Raw genomic sequence first — 17,552 nt, 5'->3', positions numbered from 1 at the left:
CCGCGAAAGCAGTCTGACATTCAACACAGTTGTCGACAGTTACGCCGCCTTCGCGGGCAAGCCTCGCTCCTACAGATACTCACTTCTCCAATGGATTATCCCGATGAGCTCTGTGGCGGTTTTCAGCAAAGCCTCACCGTTCGATGCGCTGCAACGCTGGTTACCCAAGTTGGTACTCGCGCCAAGCATGCTCATCGTGTTGGTTGGTTTCTACGGTTACATCATTTGGACATTCATACTGTCCTTCACCAATTCCAGCTTCATGCCGAGCTACAAATGGGTCGGCCTGCAGCAATACATGCGCTTGATGGACAACGATCGCTGGTGGGTCGCGAGCAAGAACCTCGCGCTCTTCGGCGGCATGTTCATCGGCATCAGCCTGGTATTGGGCGTGTTTCTCGCGGTGCTGCTGGACCAGCGCATTCGCAAGGAAGGCTTCATTCGCACCGTTTACCTGTACCCGATGGCGCTGTCGATGATCGTCACCGGTACCGCCTGGAAATGGCTGCTCAACCCTGGCCTGGGCCTGGACAAGATGCTGCGTGACTGGGGCTGGGAAGGCTTCCGTCTCGACTGGCTGGTGGATCAGGATCGCGTGGTGTACTGCCTGGTGATCGCTGCCGTGTGGCAAGCCTCCGGGTTTGTGATGGCGATGTTCCTGGCCGGTCTGCGCGGTGTCGATCAATCGATCATCCGTGCCGCGCAAGTCGACGGTGCGAGCCTGCCGACCATCTATTTGAAGATCGTCCTGCCGAGCCTGCGCCCGGTGTTTTTCAGCGCCTTCATGATCCTCGCGCACATCGCGATCAAGAGCTTCGACCTGGTGGCGGCGATGACGGCGGGCGGTCCCGGCTACTCGTCCGACCTGCCGGCGATGTTCATGTATTCCTTCACCTTCAGCCGTGGCCAGATGGGCATCGGTTCGGCCAGCGCCATGCTGATGCTCGGTGCCGTGCTGACCATCCTCGTGCCGTACCTGTACTCCGAGCTGCGAGGCAAACGCCATGACTAATCAACTCGGAAAACCGACGCTGAGTTTCAGCCGCATCGCGATCTACGCCACGCTTCTGCTGGCCGCTGCGGTGTACCTGATTCCGCTGATCGTGATGCTGCTGACCAGCTTCAAATCCCCGGAAGACATTCGTACCGGCAACCTGCTGAGCTGGCCGACCGTCATTGACGGCATCGGCTGGATCAAGGCCTGGGACGTGGTCGGCGGGTACTTCTGGAACTCGGTGAAAATCACCGTGCCGGCGGTTTTTATCTCGACCTTCATCGGTGCCATGAACGGCTACGTGCTGTCGATGTGGCGCTTCCGTGGCTCGCAGTTGTTCTTCGGCCTGTTGCTGTTCGGCTGCTTCCTGCCATTCCAGACCGTGCTGCTGCCGGCCTCGTTCACCCTCGGCAAGTTCGGCCTGGCCAACACCACCACCGGTCTGGTGCTGGTGCACGTGGTCTACGGCCTGGCGTTCACCACGCTGTTCTTCCGTAACTACTACGTGAGCATCCCGGATGCGCTGGTCAAGGCTGCACGCCTGGACGGCGCAGGCTTCTTCACGATTTTCTGGAAGATCCTGCTGCCGATGTCGATCCCGATCGTGATGGTCTGCCTGATCTGGCAGTTCACCCAGATCTGGAATGACTTCCTGTTCGGCGTGGTCTTCGCCAGTGGCGATGCCCAGCCAATTACCGTGGCCCTGAACAACCTGGTCAACACCAGCACCGGGGCCAAGGAATACAACGTTGATATGGCCGCCGCGATGATCGCCGGGCTGCCGACACTGCTGGTCTACATATTCGCTGGCAAGTATTTCCTGCGTGGGCTGACGTCCGGCGCGGTCAAGGGGTAGAAACATGGCAACTCTCGAATTACGCAACGTCAACAAGACCTACGGCGCCGGTTTGCCGGACACCCTGAAGAACATCGAACTGAAGATCGATGACGGGGAATTCCTGATCCTGGTCGGCCCGTCGGGCTGCGGTAAATCCACGCTGATGAACTGCATCGCCGGCCTGGAAACCATCAGCGGCGGCGCGATCCTGGTGGATGACGCCGACATCAGCGGCATGAGCCCGAAGGATCGCGACATCGCCATGGTGTTCCAGTCCTACGCGCTGTACCCGACCATGAGCGTGCGCGACAACATCGCTTTCGGCCTGAAGATTCGCAAAATGCCCGCCGCCGAAATCGATGAAGAAGTCGCTCGCGTCTCCAAGCTGTTGCAGATCGAACACCTGCTGAGCCGCAAGCCTGGCCAGCTCTCCGGCGGTCAGCAACAGCGTGTGGCGATGGGCCGCGCCCTGGCGCGGCGGCCGAAGATTTACCTGTTCGACGAACCGCTGTCCAACCTCGACGCCAAGCTGCGCGTCGAGATGCGCACCGAAATGAAACTGATGCACCAGCGCCTGAAAACCACCACGGTCTACGTGACCCACGACCAGATCGAAGCGATGACGCTGGGCGACAAAGTGGCGGTGATGAAGGACGGGATCATTCAGCAGTTCGGCACGCCGAAAGACATCTACAACAACCCGGCCAATCTGTTCGTGGCGAGCTTCATCGGTTCGCCGCCGATGAACTTCATCCCCCTGCGTTTGCAGCGCAAGGACGGTCGTCTGTTGGCGCTGCTCGACAGCGGTCAGGCGCGCTGCGAATTGCCGTTGGGCATGCAGGACGCCGGTCTGGAAGATCGCGAAGTGATCCTCGGCATGCGCCCTGAGCAGATCGTGCTGGCGGGCAGCGAGGCCAATGGTTTGCCGACCATTCGCGCCGAAGTGCAGGTCACTGAACCGACCGGTCCGGACACGCTGGTGTTCGTCAATCTGAATGAAACCAAAGTCTGCTGCCGCCTGGCACCGGACGTTGCGCCGGCCGTGGGCGAGACCCTGACCCTGCAATTCGATCCATCGAAAGTGCTGCTGTTCGATGCCAAGACCGGGGAGCGCCTGGGGGTGGCCGGTCTGCCAAAAACCGAAGTTCACAGCGCCAACGTCACCCAGTTCAAAAACCGCTGAAGATCAAAAACTGTAGGAGCCAGGCTTGCCGGCGAAAGCGATTTCAGTGACGCCTTCGCCGGCAAGCCTGGCTCCTACAGGGGGGATATGCGGTGGGCGGCCTGTCGCGCATCGCAACCGATGTAACCGCGTTAGATAAAAACAGTTAATAACAATAAAACGAGGATGTAGGGATGAAGAAGAACAACAACGCTCAGCTTATCTGCCAGTTGTCGGCAATTGCGGCAATGATGTTGGCCGGTAGTGTGCACGCGGCTGACGCGTTCAGCGCCGATTCCGAATGGATGACCGGTGATTGGGGTGGTGAGCGGACCAAGCTGATCGAGCAAGGCATCGACATCAAGATGGACTACGTCGGTGAAGTGGGCAGCAACCTTCACGGCGGATTCAACGACGACAAGACAGCGCGTTATGCCGACCAGTTTGGCTTGGGCGTGGCGCTGGACCTGCAAAAACTGTGGGGCTGGGATAACACCCAGGCGAAGATCCAGCTGACCAACCGTAACGGCGAGAACATCTCCAATGACCGTGTCGGCGACCCGCGTGCCGGCACCTTGAGTTCCTCCCAGGAAGTCTACGGTCGCGGCCATATGGTCCGTCTGACCCAGTTGTGGATCAAGCACCAGTTCCTCGACGGCAAACTGGACGTCAAGGCCGGTTACTTCGGCGAAGGCGAAGACTTCAACACCTTCCCTTGCGAGTTCCAGAACCTGGCGTTCTGCGGTTCCCAAGTGGGTAACTGGGCGACCAACATCTGGTACAACTGGCCGATCAGCCAGGCCGCGATCCGCGTGAAGTACAACATCTCGCCTGAGTTCTATGCGCAGATCGGCGCGTACAACCAGAACCCGACTCAACTGGAGCACGGTAACGGCTTCAAGCTCAGCGGCAGTGGTACAGAGGGCACCGTTTTGCCGGTGGAGCTGGTCTGGTTGCCTAACCCTAACAACCTGCCGGGCGAATACCGTGTCGGTTACTACAAAAGCACGGCCGATGCCGATGACGTTCGTGAAGACGACAACGGTGCTGATGCTGCCACCAGCGGCAACGCTTACCGCAGCCACAGCAGCAAGTCCGGCTACTGGTTCGTGGCGCAGCAACAGCTGACCGACCACAACGGTGACAAGAGCCGCGGCCTGACCGTTTCGGCCAACGCCACGTTCCACGACAAGGACACCAACTTCGTCGACAACTACCAGTCGTTGATGTTTGTGTACAAAGGCCCGTTCGATGCTCGTCCGAAAGATGACGTCGGTATCGGTTTCGCGCGTATCCATGTCAACGATGACGTGAAGAAAAACGCCGAGCTGGTCAACGCCGCCAACAATGTCACGGACTACAACGATCCACGGTTCTCGCCACTGCGTACCACCGAATACAACTACGAGATCAACTACGGCTTCCACGTTACCAACTGGCTGACCGTGCGTCCTAACCTGCAATACATCACTCACCCGGGCGGTGTGGATGAAGTCGATAACGCGCTGGTCGCCGGCCTGAAAATTCAGTCGGTGTTCTAACGCTGTTGCGATAAGCTCCTCTCTATGTGCGCATTTTTGCGGACAGCCCAGGCTGTCCGCTTTTTTTTGGGGGGCGGCACACCCCGGTGACAGCTGATTTTCAGGACCGTGGCACATGCATGAGCATCCGCTACAACGCTTCTTCAAATCCTTGCGCGAACGTCCAGTGTTTGCGTGGGAGCGCTATCAGATGCGCGACGTTCTGGTGATCGATCACCCGCTGTGTCAGGCGGTGTTCAGTCGTCAGGGCGCGCAGTTGCTGCACTTTCAGCCCAAGGGCCAGAAGCCCTGGCTCTGGTGCGCGGCGAAGTGGCCGCATGTCGGTGCGATTCGCGGCGGCGTGCCGGTGTGCTGGCCGTGGTATGGCCGCCATCCGAGCGAAAACGCCTGGCCGTCCCATGGCTGGGCGCGCTTGCTGGACTGGAAGCTGCTCGACAGCCGTCATGACGATGACGGCGTGCGCCTGCACTGGCAATTGCAGTTGTGCGACTGGCAAGTGGACCTGCATGCCCACCTTGGTGAGCGCATGGAGTTGCGCCTGAGCACCGAGCATCAGGACAGCCTGCCGTGCCAATTGAGCCAGGCATTGCACGCCTATTGGCGTATTGGTGATGTCGGTGAGATAGCGCTGTCTGGGCTCGACGGGGCGCAAGGTTACGACCAGTTGAACCGCCAGGTTTGTCAGCAGGAAGGCGAGTTGCGGGTAGAGGGTGGCTGTCAGCGGGTGTTCCAGCATGACGGCGAATTGCAGCTCAAGGACCACGCCTGGCAGCGGCAGTTGTGCATCGATACCGGGGATGATGCGGACACGGTGGTCTGGCACCCGGGGGCGCGTCCGCTATTGGGCGTGAGCTGGAACGAGATTTCCGAGTTTGTGTGTGTGGAAGCGGCGAGCGGCGGGACCGATAGCCTGAGCCTGGCGCCGGGGCAGAAGGCGCATTTGAGTTTGCAGGCACGGGTCGGGGTTTAGTTCAGGGGGTTGCGGTGGATCGGCGGGCCTCTTCGCGGGCAAGCCTCGCTCCTACAGGTCACCCTGAACCTGTAGGAGCGAGGCTTGCCCGCGAAGAGGCCCGAGCAGGCACGAGAGATTCCGGATTAATTAAACTCATCCCCAATCGGATACCGGCTCGCATTCAAACTTTCTTTGATCTTGCGCAAATGCGGCTGGAAATCCACGCCACGGCGCAACGTCATGCCGGTCGCCAGCACGTCCAGCACGGTGAGCTGAATGATCCGCGAAGTCATCGGCATGTAGATGTCGGTGTCTTCCGGCAGCGGGATGTTCAGGCTCAAGGTGCTGGCCTTGGCCAGCGGCGAACCTTCAGCGGTCAAGCCGAGCACTGATGCACCGTTTTCCCGGGCGATACGCGCCACTTCCACCAGCTCGCGGGTGCGACCGGTGTAGGAAATGATCACGAACAACTCGCCGGTGTGGGCCACCGAGGCAATCATGCGCTGCATCAGCACGTCCGCATGGGCGGTGACGGCCAGGTTGAAGCGGAAGAATTTGTGCTGCGCATCCAGCGCCACCGGGGCTGAGGCGCCGAGGCCGAAGAAGTGGATCTGCCGGGCCTGGATCAGCAAGTCGACGGCGCGGCTGATCAGGTTCGGGTCCAGCGCCTGCAAGGCACTGTCCAGCGACGCGATGGCGCTGCCGAAAATCTTCTTGGTATAGGCTTCCGGATTGTCGTCGGCCTCGACCGCACGGCTGACATACGCCGCGCCACTGGCCAGGCTCTGGGCGAGCTGAAGCTTGAGTTCCGGGTAGCCGCTGACGCCGAACGAACGGCAGAAACGGTTGACCGTCGGCTCGCTGACCTTGGAGGCCTGGGCGAGGGCGGCGATGCTGAACCGGGTGGCCTGCTGTGGGTTGAGCAGGATCACCTCGGCGACTTTGCGTTCAGCCTTGTTCAGGTCTTCAAGGCGATTCTGGATCTGTTCCAGTAAATTTCGCACGCGGTCCATATGATTTCCTTGGTGCGCCTACAAGAGTGCACTGCGATGCAAATAAGGGTGTTGCTATGCAAATTGGGCCTTTGATAGGGCCCCAAGCGGTGGCCTATCCTACTGATGGCACCAACCGACCACCACTCGGAATCTGTATTTTGCGAAAATGTTGTGGTTATTACTACATTTTCTCTTGAGCGATGCCTTGAAAAAAGGTATTTGTAGCTTAACTTGATAAAAGAACAAACATCATGCCTTCGATTACGGTTGAACCGTGCACCTTTGCCTTGTTCGGCGCGCTTGGCGATCTGGCCCTGCGCAAGCTGTTTCCTGCCCTCTATCAACTCGATGGCGCAGGCCTGCTGCATGAGGACACGCGCATCATCGCGCTGGCCCGTGAGCCCGGTAGCGAACAGGAGCATCTGGCGTTCATCGCGTCCGAGCTGCGCCGCTACGTCGGGGCCAAAGAGCTGGACGAGGCGGTGGTCGAGCGCTTCCTGTCTCGTTTGAGCTACCTGCACGTCGATTTCCTCAAGGCTGACGATTACCTCGCCCTGGCCGAACTGGCCGGCAGCGCCCAGCGGGTGATTGCCTATTTCGCCACGCCGGCCGCCGTTTACGGCGCGATCTGCGAGAACCTGGCGAAGGTCGGTCTGGCCGAGAACACCCGCGTAGTGCTGGAAAAGCCTATCGGTTCGGACCTCGAATCCTCGCGCAAGGTCAACGACGCCGTGGCGCAGTTCTTCCCGGAGAACCGCACCTACCGCATCGACCACTACCTGGGCAAAGAGACCGTTCAAAACCTCATCGCCCTGCGTTTCGCCAACAGCCTGTTCGAAACCCAGTGGAACCAGAATTACATTTCCCACGTGGAAATCACCGTGGCCGAGAAGGTCGGGATCGAAGGCCGCTGGGGCTACTTCGACAAGGCCGGTCAGCTGCGGGACATGATCCAGAATCACCTGCTGCAACTGCTCTGCCTGATCGCCATGGACCCGCCGGCCGACCTGTCCGCCGACAGCATCCGTGACGAGAAAGTCAAAGTGCTCAAGGCGCTGGCGCCGATCAGCCCGGAAGGCCTGACCACGCAAGTGGTGCGCGGCCAGTACATCGCCGGTTACAGCGAAGGCAAATCAGTTCCTGGCTACCTGGAAGAACCGAATTCCAACACCCAGAGCGACACCGAAACCTTCGTCGCCCTGCGTGCCGACATCCGCAACTGGCGTTGGGCCGGCGTGCCGTTCTACCTGCGTACCGGCAAGCGCATGCCGCAAAAGCTGTCGCAGATCGTCATCCACTTCAAGGAACCGTCGCACTACATCTTCGCCCCGGAGCAGCGCCTGCAGATCAGCAACAAGCTGATTATCCGCCTGCAACCGGACGAAGGCATTTCCTTGCGTGTGATGACCAAAGAACAAGGCCTGGACAAGGGCATGCAGCTGCGCAGCGGTCCGTTGCAGCTGAATTTTTCCGACACCTGGCGCAGCGCACGGATCCCCGATGCCTACGAGCGGTTGTTGCTGGAAGTGATGCGTGGCAATCAGAACCTGTTTGTCCGTAAAGATGAAATCGAAGCCGCGTGGAAGTGGTGTGACCAGTTGATCGCCGGGTGGAAAAAATCCGGTGATGCGCCCAAGCCGTACGCGGCCGGGTCCTGGGGACCAATGAGCTCCATTGCTCTGATCACGCGGGACGGGAGGTCGTGGTATGGCGATATCTAATTTGCAATTGCCGCAGGGTGTCAGCGCCCATGCGTTCAAAAGCCCGGTGCTGCTGGCCGAAGGCCTGGCACTGCAGGTGGCCAGGCAGCTGAGCGAGGCGATCGATGCTCGAGGCACGGCCACGCTGGTGGTGTCCGGCGGGCGCAGTCCGGTGGCGTTCTTTCAGCACCTGGCCAAGCAGACGCTGGACTGGTCGAACGTGGTGGTCAGCCTGGCAGACGAGCGCTGGGTGCCGGTTGAACATGCCGACAGCAATGCCGGTCTGCTCAAGCGTTACCTGTTGCAAGGCCCGGCGGCCAAGGCTCAGTTCCTGAGCCTGTACAGCGCCACCGCGAACCTGGAGCAAGCGGCCGAACAGGCTGATCGCCTGCTCGCCGAGCTGCCGACGATTGACGTGTTGGTGCTGGGCATGGGCGATGACGGCCACACCGCGTCGCTGTTCCCGAACAGCCCGAACCTGGCCGATGCCTTGAAAACCGACGGCAAGCGTCGTTGCTACCCGATGCTGGCGCCAACCGTGCCGCATCAGCGCCTGACCATGAGTCGTGCGCTGCTGGCCTCGGCCAAACACAAGATTCTGTCGATTTCCGGTCAGTCCAAGCTGACCACCCTGAGTTTCGCGCTGGCCGGTGACGATGTCGCCGAAATGCCGATCCGCGCGTTTCTGCAACCCACGTTAGAGATTTACTGGTGCCCATGAGCCAAGGAACAGCCGCTATGACAACCCCATCCCCGACCGTTTCCATGGCGGACAAAGTTGCCCTGATCGACAGCCTCTGCGCCAAGGCGCGGATTCTGCCGGTGATCACCATCGCTCGCGAACAGGACGTGCTGCCATTGGCCGACGCCCTGGCTGCCGGTGGTCTTACAGCCCTGGAAGTGACCCTGCGTTCGCAGTTCGGCCTCAAGGCCATCCAGATCCTGCGCGAGCAGCGTCCGGAACTGGTGACCGGTGCCGGTACCGTGCTCGATCGCCAGATGCTGGCCGCTGCCGAAGCCGCCGGTTCGCAATTCATCGTGACACCGGGCATCACCCGTGACCTGCTCGAAGCCAGTGTCGCCAGCCCGATTCCACTGCTGCCAGGGATCAGCAACGCCTCGGGCATCATGGAAGGCTACGGTCTGGGCTATCGCCGCTTCAAGCTGTTCCCGGCGGAAGTCAGCGGCGGCGTTGCGGCAATCAAAGCCTTGGGCGGCCCGTTTGGCGAAGTGAAATTCTGCCCGACTGGCGGCGTCGGCCCGGCCAACATCAAGAGCTACATGGCGTTGAAAAACGTGATGTGCGTGGGCGGTAGCTGGATGCTTGATCCGGAGTGGATCAAGAACGGCGACTGGGCCCGCATTCAGGAATGCACCGCCGAGGCCTTGGCGCTGCTGGACTGACCTGCTTTTACCCAACACTTCGTTGTGTGTTCTACGGCTTTACGGTGCGCTTGGTCGGTGCACCGTTTTTTTTTGCCCAAAGAAAGCCCCTGTAGGAGCAAAGCTTGCTTGCGAAGGCGTCAGTCCAGTCACATCCGATGCTGACTGTATCGACGCCTTCGCGGGCAAGCCTCGCTCCTACAAGGACATCATGCGATACATAGTTACCGCATCTCGCCGCCGGTCCCGCGTTAACCTGCGTTCATCTTATGGAAGAGAGAACGTCATGGACGACAACACCTCAGTGACATCCGCACAACCGGCTTACCTGCTGTCACCCGAACAGATCGCCGGTCCGTATTTTCGCAACCCGAAACTGATCAGGCGAAACATCAGCGAAGGCCTGGACGGTATTCCGCTGGTGCTACGGTTGACGATCATCGATGCAATGACCCGTGAGCCCGTCAACGGGGCCATCGTCGATATCTGGCATTGCAATGCCCGCGGTGCCTATTCGGGGTGGAGCAAGGTCAACCCGGACAAGGAAGTCGATGTCGGCGATATCGGCGCGATCCCGCGTACCGACGACGACACGTATCTGCGCGGCGGGCAATTCACCGACCAGAAGGGCATCGTGCGTTTCACCACGATCTATCCGGGGTTCTATGCCGGTCGCGCGCTGCACATACACGTCGCGATTCGCGTGACCGCCGGCAACAACTATCTCGAAGAGCGCCACGTTGCCTGGGTCGGCCAACTGTACTTCCCCGAAGTGGCCTCGCGCTCGGTGCTCAATGCCAGGGAATACAGCGGCCGAACCGTCACCGCGCTGACCAACGACGAAGACTATTTCTACACCAGCATGGGTGGCGAAGCCTCGACCCTGAACGTTCACACCCTCGGTCGAGATTCGAAAGAAGACGGTTTTTTCGGGCAGATGACCATTGGCATCGACACGTTCGCGATTTCATCACAGCTCAAGCCGGAGGACTTCGACAAGTACACCGTGTGACGTCAGCGCAGCTCGTTCAGTGCCTCGCTCAGCGCATCCATGTCTGCTGCAGTGGTGGTCAGCCCCGGCGTGATGCGGATACACGGGCCACTCGCTGCACCGCTGCGCACCACGGTAAACAGGTTGAAGTCCTTGAGCAGCCGCCCGGCCATTGCTTGTTGGTCGGCATGCCGGGTAAAGCGCATCGACGTGATGCCGCAATACAGTCGCGGATCGTCCGGGGTCATGACGTCGATGCCCGGCAAGTCACGTACGGCGCTGACCCAGCGGTTGCGCAGGTAATTGAGCCGGGCGCCCTTGGCGGCGGAACCGCCCATCGCCCGATGTTCTTCGAACACCAGTGGCAGGGTCAGTAACGCCGGGATGTTGGGGGTGCTGTACGGCGTACGGGCGCGAATGTCGGTGATCGGGAAATGCATCTCGCCCATGTCCGGGTCGATATCGGCAAGGCGCTCCGGGGCGATGTAGATGAAGCCCAGGGTCAGCGGCGCACCGATCCATTTGTGCAGGTTGAAACCGGCGAACGCGATGCCGAGGTCATCGAGGCTGAACTCGATCTGGCCGAGCGCATGGGCGCCGTCGAGGATCACGTCGATCCCGTGTTCCCTGGCGGCGGCCGCAATCGCCTGCACCGGCATCACCAGGCCGGTGCGGTGAGTGACGTGAGTCAGGGCCATCAATTTGAGCTTTGGGTAACGCACGAAGGCGTCGCGGTAAGTCGCCAGCAGGCTGTCGAAACTGGCGGGGTGGGCGTGCTCGATCTCGATCACTTCCACGCCGCGATGCCGGGCCAGCCAACGCATGGCGCCTTTGACCGTGTCGTATTCCAGGTCGCAGATCAGCACCTGGTCACCGGGTTGCAGGCGATTGTAATTGCGGATCAGCGATTGCAAGCCGTCCGAGGCGTTGCGGGTGAAGGCGACGGATTCGCTTGTTACGCCCATCAGGTCGGCGAGACGTTTCACTATCGCCAGGTTTTCGCCCTGTTCGAAACGCTGGCGCACATGCACCGAGTTGCCGCGGTTGATGAGTTCGATGTTGCGCTGGTATTCCTCGATCACCGTGCGCGACATGCGGCCGAAGTAACCGTTCTCGAGGTTGATCGGGCCGGGTTCGACGGCATAGCGGTCGGCAAAGGTTTGCCAGAACATTTCATCACGGGCACGGCGGGTGTTATCGGGCATGGGGACGGCTCAGTGGCGAGGGGCGGGTTTGCCGTGTTTGGCGCGCAGCGGTTCAAGCAGTTCCGACAAGCCGTTGTGATCGATCTCCTGCATCAGGGCCAACAGCCCACCCAGTTCGCCATGGGGGAAACCTTCCCGGGCAAACCAGTTCAGGTAGGGGCCGGGCAGGTCGGCAATGATGCGGCCCTTGTATTTGCCGAAGGGCATTTCGCGGGTAATCAGCAGTTCGAGTTTTTCAGGGTTCATCAATCGATCGTCTTGATTCAACAGCCTTGGAAAATACAGGCATTCTGCATGCAGGCCAATTGACAGATCATGCAAAAAAAACGGATACAGATTTTCTCTTTAAAACTAAGTTGTTGAAAATTAACAAATAAATTATCAGTTCAAGGCTGGCATGCAGGGTGCAATACCTATTGCATCTTTCATCAACCCGCAAGGAATTGAAAAATGACCGACATTAATAAAGAAGCGATCTCTGTACTCAACGACCTGATTGAAACCAGCAAAGACGGTCAGGAAGGGTTCAAGACTTGCGCTGAAGACATCAAGCATCCAGAACTGAAAACACTGTTCATCACTCGCTCGACCGACTGCGCCACTGCGGCTTCCGAACTGCAGGCTGCGGTGCGTTCGATGGGCGGCGATCCGGAAACTTCCACCAGCGTCAGTGGTGACCTGCACCGCCGCTGGGTCGACGTGAAATCAGTATTCACCGGCAAGGATGAAGAAGCCGTTCTGAACGAAGCCGAACGCGGTGAAGACCATGCACTGAAGGCTTACCGAGCAGCCATCGAGAAAATCAACAAACACAACCTGGTGGGCATTCGTGACCTGGTTGAACGTCAGTATCACGGCGTGCAACGCAATCACGATCAGGTGAAAGCCCTGCGCAACCAGGCTCGCGCACGCTCGTAAGCGCGTAAAGCCTGTCAAAAACGCCAGCCAGCCTGGCGTTTTTTTGTGCCTGGGTTTTAGCGCTGGACGCCTGATAGATAGCCAGCTAATAATTTGATTTGCCGGTCACTTCGATGAACCCGACTATCGTTAAATCGTCCTTTCAAGAGTGCTTTACGTGCCTATCACTTTGCAGGCTTTATTCGCGCCTGACCGCCGCGCCTTGCAGTTCGCGATCAAGACGTTACTCGGTGGCGGCCTGGCATTGTGGCTGGCGTTGCGCTGGGGCCTGGAGCAACCGGCCTGGGCGTTGATGACAGCGTTCATCGTCGCTCAACCGTTGTCCGGGATGGTGGTGCAAAAGGGTTTGGCGCGGCTGCTGGGGACGCTGATCGGGACGTTCATGTCGGTGGTGTTCATGGGCCTGTTCGCCCAGACGCCGTGGCTGTTTTTGCTGGCATTGGCGTTGTGGCTCGGGTTGTGTACGGCGAGCTCGACGCTGCTGCGCAGTGCCTGGTCCTATTCGTTTGTGCTGGCCGGTTACACGGTGGCGATCATCGCATTACCCGCCATCAGCCACCCGCTGACGGTGTTCGACCAAGCCGTGGCGCGCTGCACGGAAATCTGTCTGGGCATTCTCTGCGCCACCGCCGCCAGCGCGCTGCTATGGCCGATGCGCGTCGAACGGCAACTGGCGGATCAGGCGCGAACGGCGTGGCAGAGTGGGATGAACGCCGCACGCGCAACCCTGGCCGGCGACGGTCAGGCGCGCAAGGGGCTGCTGGAAATCCTCGGTCGCATCGTCGCGGTGGATGCCCAGCGCGAACATGCCTGGTTCGAAGGCGGGCTGGGCCGGCAACGTGCGCGGGCCATCAGCGGATTGAGCCAGAAACTGTTGATGTTGCTGCGCATCGCACGCTCGGTGCGCCGGCAGTGGAAGCAGCTTGAACCGCAGGAAGCCGAGCAATTGATGCCGTGGATGACCGAGGTTCAGCAAGCGCTCGCCAGCCCGGACACCGCAATGTTGCAAACCTTGCGCCCGCGCTTGCTCGACGCCAGCCATGACCCGCAGATCAGCTCTGCGCAGAGTTATTGTCTGGTCCGTTTCACCTTGCTGATGGATACCGCGATGGCGGCGAGCGCGGCATTGACGGCGGTGGAGGAGGGCAAGGAAACCGTCGACCCGCCGCGTACCCTGACACCGCATCGCGACCTGTCGTTGGCGCTGGTGTTCGGCGCGCGCAGTGCCTTGGCATTTCTGGTGGTGTCGTGTTTCTGGCTGGCCACTGCATGGCCCGCCGCTTCGGGCGCATTGGTGCTGACGTGTGTGGTGTGCAGCCTGTTCGCCAGTCGCGAAAACGGCGCGCAAATCGGCATGAGTTTCATGCGCGGGATTTTTCTGGCGATCCCGGCGGCGTTTTTCGTCGGGCAGATTCTGCTGCCGCAATGGAGTGGTTTTGCGCTGCTCTGCATGGGCATGGGCGTGCCGTTGTTTTTCGGTGCGCTGGGCATGGCCAGGCCGCAGATCGGCGCCACGGCCACGTCGTTCTGTCTGCATTTCATCGTGCTGGTATCACCGCTCAACGCGATGAAGTTTGATGTCGCGATGTTCTTCAACAGCGCTCAAGCCATGGTGGTGGGCGTCGGTGCGGCGGTGCTGGCCTTCCACTTGCTGATCCTGCGCAACCCGACGTGGCACGGTCGGCGTTTGCTGGCGGCGACCCTCGACGACCTGGTACGCCTGACCCGGCGCAATCTGCGCGGTGCCGAAAGCTGGTTCGGCGGACGCATGGCCGACCGCTTGCTGCAACTGGCGCGGCACTACCCGGAGCTGCCGGAACCGGCGCGCAGCCGCTGGGACGACGGCTTGCTCGGTCTCGACATCGGCGACGAGCTGCTGCATTTGCGCTTGAGCCTGGCGGCGGCGCAAGCACCGGTCAATGCCGCGCAGCGGCGTTATCTCGAACAACTGGAAAACATCCTCGAACAAGGCCCGGCCGGCCACTGCGCGGATGCGCTGGAACAACCCAGCGAAGAATTCCTGAAAACCTTGTACGCGTTGCCACCCAGCGACCCGGTGAAACTGGCCCAGGGCGCGGTGCTGCAATTGCAGAACAGCTGGCGCGCCTGGTGCCATCAACAGGAGCAAAGCCATGGGCTTGCGTGAATGGTCGGTGGGCGGCGTGCTGCTCAGCCCGTTTCTGATTTATGTGGTGCTGGCGCTGCTGGTCACCGGGGGCTTGCGCCTGCTGCTGCGCCTGACCCCGGCCGGTCGCTGGATCTGGCACGAAGCGTTATTCGATTGCGCCTTGTACGTCTGTGCATTGACCCTGATCACCGTCGTCCTCGGACCTTTATAAGGAGTTGAACATGCGTACACCCGTGCGTGTCGCGGTAACCCTGTGCCTGGTGGCGGTGGCGATTTTTGCCGGTTTCCATTTGTGGCAGTACTACATGCTCACGCCGTGGACCCGAGACGCGCGGATTCGCGCCGACGTGGTGGTCATCGCCCCGGATGTGTCGGGCTGGGTGCGTGAACTCAAGGCCTTCGACAACCAGCCGGTGAAGGCCGGCGATCTGTTGTTGAGCATTGACCGCGACCGTTTCGAAGCGGCGCTGGAGAAGGCGCAAGCGGTGGTGCAAACCCGTCAACAGCAACTCAACCTGCGCGAGCGCGAAGCCAGCCGTCGCGCCAGCCTCGGGCCGCAAGCGATCAGTGCCGAGCTGCGCGAAAATGCGCAAATCAACGCCGGCATCGCTCGTGGCGAACTGCGTGAAGCCCAGGCCGAAGCCAAGGTCGCCGAACTCAATCTTGCCCGCAGTCAGGTCCACGCACCCCGCAGCGGCCACATCACCAACCTGCGTCTGGCCCAGGGCAATTACGTGAATGCCGGGCAACCGGTGATGGCGTTGATCGATGATTCAACGTTTTATGTGCAGGCGTATTTCGAAGAAACCAAACTGCCGCGGATTCGCGTCGGCGATCCGGTGAAGGTCTGGTTGATGAGCGCGGGCGAGGCGCTGGAAGGGCAGGTGGAAAGCATCAGTCGCGGGATTACCGATCGCAACACCACACCGGATGGACAGTTGTTGGCGGAGGTGGAGCCGACATTCAACTGGGTGAGACTGGCGCAGCGGATTCCGGTGCGAATCAAACTGGACAAGGTGCCCGAGGGGATCAATTTGAGTTCGGGGATGACGGCGAGTGTGCAGGTGCAGGAAGGACCATAAGATCAAAAGATCGCAGCCACTGTAGGAGCCGGCTTGCTGGCGATGGGATCAACGCGGTTTCCCTGAGATACCGAGGCGTACGCATCGCCAGCAAGCCGGCTCCTACAGTTGAGCGCCGGACTCAGCCGATGCTGATCGCCGGCAGACTAGTCAACGTCACGGTCTGCTGCTTACGCGGCGCCAGAATCTCCGCCTCGCCATCCACCACCAACTCATCGCGCTGGTTGAACACGCGGGTGGCAATGCGCACACGGAATTTCGGCAACTTCTCCAGAATCTCCAGGCGCACCGTCAGCGTGTCGCCAAGCTTCACCGGCTTCTGAAAGCTCATCTGCTGACCGATATAAATAGTCCCCGGCCCAGGCAACTCGCAGGCAACCGCAGCACTGATCAACGCGCCACTGAACATGCCGTGCGCGATGCGTTCCTTGAACATGGTGCCGGCGGCGAATTCGGCGTCCAGATGCACCGGGTTGTGGTCACCCGACATGGCGGCGAACAGCTGAATGTCACGCTCTTCGACCGTCTTGCTGTAGCTGGCGGTCTGGCCGACTTCGAGGGCTTCGTACGGGGTGTTGGTAACCTGGGTCATCTGTTTCAATTCCTGTGACAAATAAAAAAACCACAAAAAACTATTCGGATCGGGGCGGGCGGCGGTGGCTCAGGGCTTGTGCGATCCAGCCCAGCACATCGGCCGTCACCTCATCGCGGTTGCTCTCGTTGAACAGTTCGTGCCGTGCCTGCGGGTAAATCGTCAGTTGCAGGCTCTGGCTGCCAGCGGCGCGTAGCGCATCGGCCAGATCTTTCAGACGCTTGCCTTCGCTCACCGGATCACATTCACCGCCAATCACCAGCAACGGCAGGCCCGGATCGATCTGAGCGAGATTGGACGCTTTGCTGATTTGCTGCAAGCCGCCGAGCAAATCGATCCACAGTTGGTTGGTGCAGCGAAAGCCGCAGAGCGGGTCGTTGGCGTACAGGTCGACCTCCGCCGGGTCGCGGCTAAGCCAGTCGAACCGGGTGCGGGCCGGTTTGAAGGCCTTGTTGAACGAGCCGAACGACAGCCATTCGATCAGCGCGCTGCGGCCCTTCGGCCCTTGGCGCAGTCGTTCCAGGCGGGCAATCTGCCGCGCCGCACGATAAAGCGCCACGGGCTGGAAGTTCGAACCGCTGAGCACCGCGCCGTGCAGGCTGGCGCTGTGATGCAGCAGATAAGCCTGGGCGATGTAGCTGCCCATGCTGTGGCCGAGCAGCACGATCGGCACGCCGGGATGATGCTGGCCAATGTGCTGATTGAGGCTGGCGAGGTCGCCGACCACCTTGCACCAGCCATCGTCGTCGGCGAAATGACCGAGTGTCCCGTTTTCGGCAGTTTTGCCATGTCCACGCAGGTCCGGTGCGTACACACCGTAGTCCTGTGCGCAGCACTTTTCTGCCAGGCGCGCATAGCGACCGCTGTGTTCGGCCATGCCGTGGGCCAGCAGGATCACCGCTTTCAACGGCGCTGCGGGCAGCCACTGGTTGACGAAGAGGCGGCTGCGGTCACTCGCGGTCAGCCAGAAGGTGTCGTGGATCATGGCGATTCCTTTGCATGGGCTCGGCCCATTGTATAGCGCATCCTGCGCTTGCCGTCTGATCAGGCCGCACCACGGCACCGAGATTC

18 protein-coding genes are annotated in these 17,552 nt (G+C 60.4%); 13 read left to right on the top strand and 5 right to left on the bottom strand.

What is annotated here, in order from left to right; translation table 11 throughout:
• The first annotated feature begins 103 nt into the window (after window positions 1-103).
• The 5 genes from KGA82_RS05155 to KGA82_RS05135 all read left to right on the top strand — a co-directional run bounded on the left by KGA82_RS05155 (window position 104) and on the right by KGA82_RS05135 (window position 5,505).
• Window positions 104-1,012, top strand: coding sequence for a carbohydrate ABC transporter permease (locus KGA82_RS05155; RefSeq protein ID WP_008032969.1), 909 nt, complete (start codon window positions 104-106; stop codon window positions 1,010-1,012).
• The gene (locus KGA82_RS05150) at window positions 1,005-1,850 is read left to right on the top strand and encodes a carbohydrate ABC transporter permease (RefSeq protein WP_008032971.1); all 846 of its coding nucleotides are present in this window, start codon (window positions 1,005-1,007) and stop codon (window positions 1,848-1,850) included. Before KGA82_RS05155 ends, KGA82_RS05150 begins: the two co-directional genes overlap by 8 nt.
• Before the next feature lie 4 nt (window positions 1,851-1,854).
• The gene (locus KGA82_RS05145) at window positions 1,855-3,015 is read left to right on the top strand and encodes an ABC transporter ATP-binding protein (RefSeq protein WP_223434882.1); all 1,161 of its coding nucleotides are present in this window, start codon (window positions 1,855-1,857) and stop codon (window positions 3,013-3,015) included.
• A gap of 173 nt (window positions 3,016-3,188) precedes the next feature.
• A complete protein-coding gene (locus KGA82_RS05140; protein ID WP_008032973.1) occupies window positions 3,189-4,535 on the top strand; it encodes a carbohydrate porin in 1,347 nt (448 codons plus the stop codon).
• Between the two features lie 115 nt (window positions 4,536-4,650).
• A complete protein-coding gene (locus KGA82_RS05135) occupies window positions 4,651-5,505 on the top strand; it encodes a D-hexose-6-phosphate mutarotase (RefSeq protein ID WP_223449768.1) in 855 nt (284 codons plus the stop codon).
• 125 nt (window positions 5,506-5,630) lie between these two features.
• On the opposite strand, the gene KGA82_RS05130 is transcribed toward KGA82_RS05135, so the two are convergent.
• Window positions 5,631-6,491, bottom strand: coding sequence for a MurR/RpiR family transcriptional regulator (locus KGA82_RS05130; protein WP_177318169.1), 861 nt, complete (start codon window positions 6,489-6,491; stop codon window positions 5,631-5,633).
• Window positions 6,492-6,733: 242 nt separating this feature from the next.
• On the opposite strand from KGA82_RS05130, the gene zwf reads away from it, so the two are divergent.
• From zwf to KGA82_RS05110, 4 genes are all read left to right on the top strand, one after another.
• Window positions 6,734-8,203, top strand: coding sequence for a glucose-6-phosphate dehydrogenase (gene zwf / locus KGA82_RS05125; protein WP_008032976.1), 1,470 nt, complete (start codon window positions 6,734-6,736; stop codon window positions 8,201-8,203).
• Window positions 8,190-8,903 (top strand): 6-phosphogluconolactonase, encoded by a 714-nt coding sequence (pgl, locus tag KGA82_RS05120; RefSeq protein WP_008038595.1) that lies wholly within the window; start codon window positions 8,190-8,192, stop codon window positions 8,901-8,903. The genes zwf and pgl overlap by 14 nt, the downstream gene beginning before the upstream one ends.
• A gap of 17 nt (window positions 8,904-8,920) precedes the next feature.
• Window positions 8,921-9,586 (top strand): bifunctional 4-hydroxy-2-oxoglutarate aldolase/2-dehydro-3-deoxy-phosphogluconate aldolase, encoded by a 666-nt coding sequence (locus tag KGA82_RS05115; RefSeq protein WP_008032978.1) that lies wholly within the window; start codon window positions 8,921-8,923, stop codon window positions 9,584-9,586.
• Window positions 9,587-9,851: 265 nt separating this feature from the next.
• On the top strand, window positions 9,852-10,577 hold the full coding sequence (locus KGA82_RS05110; RefSeq protein ID WP_192417067.1) for an intradiol ring-cleavage dioxygenase: 726 nt from the start codon (window positions 9,852-9,854) through the stop codon (window positions 10,575-10,577).
• Between the two features lie 2 nt (window positions 10,578-10,579).
• Here KGA82_RS05110 and KGA82_RS05105 read toward each other — a convergent pair whose 3' ends face one another.
• Both KGA82_RS05105 and KGA82_RS05100 read right to left on the bottom strand, forming a co-directional pair.
• Window positions 10,580-11,761: an aminotransferase class V-fold PLP-dependent enzyme gene (locus tag KGA82_RS05105; RefSeq protein WP_223449767.1), complete on the bottom strand. Its 1,182-nt coding sequence runs from the start codon at window positions 11,759-11,761 to the stop codon at window positions 10,580-10,582.
• A 9-nt stretch (window positions 11,762-11,770) separates the two neighbouring features.
• The gene (locus KGA82_RS05100) at window positions 11,771-12,007 is read right to left on the bottom strand and encodes a DUF3820 family protein (RefSeq protein WP_003213031.1); all 237 of its coding nucleotides are present in this window, start codon (window positions 12,005-12,007) and stop codon (window positions 11,771-11,773) included.
• Between the two features lie 204 nt (window positions 12,008-12,211).
• Here KGA82_RS05100 and KGA82_RS05095 point away from each other — a divergent pair, with 204 nt between their 5' ends.
• From KGA82_RS05095 to KGA82_RS05080, 4 genes are all read left to right on the top strand, one after another.
• Window positions 12,212-12,679 (top strand): ferritin-like domain-containing protein, encoded by a 468-nt coding sequence (locus KGA82_RS05095; RefSeq protein WP_223449766.1) that lies wholly within the window; start codon window positions 12,212-12,214, stop codon window positions 12,677-12,679.
• Window positions 12,680-12,836: 157 nt separating this feature from the next.
• Entirely contained in the window at window positions 12,837-14,825 is a 1,989-nt protein-coding gene (locus tag KGA82_RS05090; protein WP_223449765.1) for an FUSC family protein, read from the top strand.
• On the top strand, window positions 14,812-15,018 hold the full coding sequence (locus tag KGA82_RS05085; RefSeq protein ID WP_223449764.1) for a DUF1656 domain-containing protein: 207 nt from the start codon (window positions 14,812-14,814) through the stop codon (window positions 15,016-15,018). Before KGA82_RS05090 ends, KGA82_RS05085 begins: the two co-directional genes overlap by 14 nt.
• 10 nt (window positions 15,019-15,028) lie before the next feature.
• A complete protein-coding gene (locus KGA82_RS05080) occupies window positions 15,029-15,889 on the top strand; it encodes an HlyD family secretion protein (protein ID WP_223449763.1) in 861 nt (286 codons plus the stop codon).
• Between the two features lie 121 nt (window positions 15,890-16,010).
• Here the strand turns inward: KGA82_RS05080 and KGA82_RS05075 are convergent, their stop codons facing one another.
• Window positions 16,011-16,481, bottom strand: coding sequence for a MaoC family dehydratase (locus KGA82_RS05075; RefSeq protein ID WP_008032990.1), 471 nt, complete (start codon window positions 16,479-16,481; stop codon window positions 16,011-16,013).
• Window positions 16,482-16,521: 40 nt separating this feature from the next.
• Complete coding sequence (locus KGA82_RS05070; RefSeq protein WP_008032991.1) at window positions 16,522-17,466, bottom strand: alpha/beta hydrolase; 945 nt, start codon at window positions 17,464-17,466, stop codon at window positions 16,522-16,524.
• Window positions 17,467-17,552: the final 86 nt, after the last annotated feature.

The organism is Pseudomonas sp. BF-RE-22 (assembly GCF_019956155.1).
Classification (GTDB): Bacteria; Pseudomonadota; Gammaproteobacteria; order Pseudomonadales; family Pseudomonadaceae; genus Aquipseudomonas; species Aquipseudomonas migulae.
The sequence above is the reverse complement of the archived record's forward strand: the minus strand, read 5'-3'. Positions and strand labels throughout refer to the sequence as shown.

Bases quoted from the DNA above. Each gene is read 5' to 3' on its own strand.
- KGA82_RS05155 (WP_008032969.1), top strand. From the start codon at position 104: ATGAGCTCTGTGGCGGTTTTCAGCAAAGCCTCACCGTTCGATGCGCTG.
- KGA82_RS05150 (WP_008032971.1), top strand. From the start codon at position 1,005: ATGACTAATCAACTCGGAAAACCGACGCTGAGTTTCAGCCGCATCGCG.
- KGA82_RS05145 (WP_223434882.1), top strand. From the start codon at position 1,855: ATGGCAACTCTCGAATTACGCAACGTCAACAAGACCTACGGCGCCGGT.
- KGA82_RS05140 (WP_008032973.1), top strand. From the start codon at position 3,189: ATGAAGAAGAACAACAACGCTCAGCTTATCTGCCAGTTGTCGGCAATT.
- KGA82_RS05135 (WP_223449768.1), top strand. From the start codon at position 4,651: ATGCATGAGCATCCGCTACAACGCTTCTTCAAATCCTTGCGCGAACGT.
- zwf (WP_008032976.1), top strand. From the start codon at position 6,734: ATGCCTTCGATTACGGTTGAACCGTGCACCTTTGCCTTGTTCGGCGCG.
- pgl (WP_008038595.1), top strand. From the start codon at position 8,190: ATGGCGATATCTAATTTGCAATTGCCGCAGGGTGTCAGCGCCCATGCG.
- KGA82_RS05115 (WP_008032978.1), top strand. From the start codon at position 8,921: ATGACAACCCCATCCCCGACCGTTTCCATGGCGGACAAAGTTGCCCTG.
- KGA82_RS05110 (WP_192417067.1), top strand. From the start codon at position 9,852: ATGGACGACAACACCTCAGTGACATCCGCACAACCGGCTTACCTGCTG.
- KGA82_RS05105 (WP_223449767.1), bottom strand. From the start codon at position 11,761: ATGCCCGATAACACCCGCCGTGCCCGTGATGAAATGTTCTGGCAAACC.
- KGA82_RS05100 (WP_003213031.1), bottom strand. From the start codon at position 12,007: ATGAACCCTGAAAAACTCGAACTGCTGATTACCCGCGAAATGCCCTTC.
- KGA82_RS05095 (WP_223449766.1), top strand. From the start codon at position 12,212: ATGACCGACATTAATAAAGAAGCGATCTCTGTACTCAACGACCTGATT.
- KGA82_RS05085 (WP_223449764.1), top strand. From the start codon at position 14,812: ATGGGCTTGCGTGAATGGTCGGTGGGCGGCGTGCTGCTCAGCCCGTTT.
- KGA82_RS05080 (WP_223449763.1), top strand. From the start codon at position 15,029: ATGCGTACACCCGTGCGTGTCGCGGTAACCCTGTGCCTGGTGGCGGTG.
- KGA82_RS05075 (WP_008032990.1), bottom strand. From the start codon at position 16,481: ATGACCCAGGTTACCAACACCCCGTACGAAGCCCTCGAAGTCGGCCAG.
- KGA82_RS05070 (WP_008032991.1), bottom strand. From the start codon at position 17,466: ATGATCCACGACACCTTCTGGCTGACCGCGAGTGACCGCAGCCGCCTC.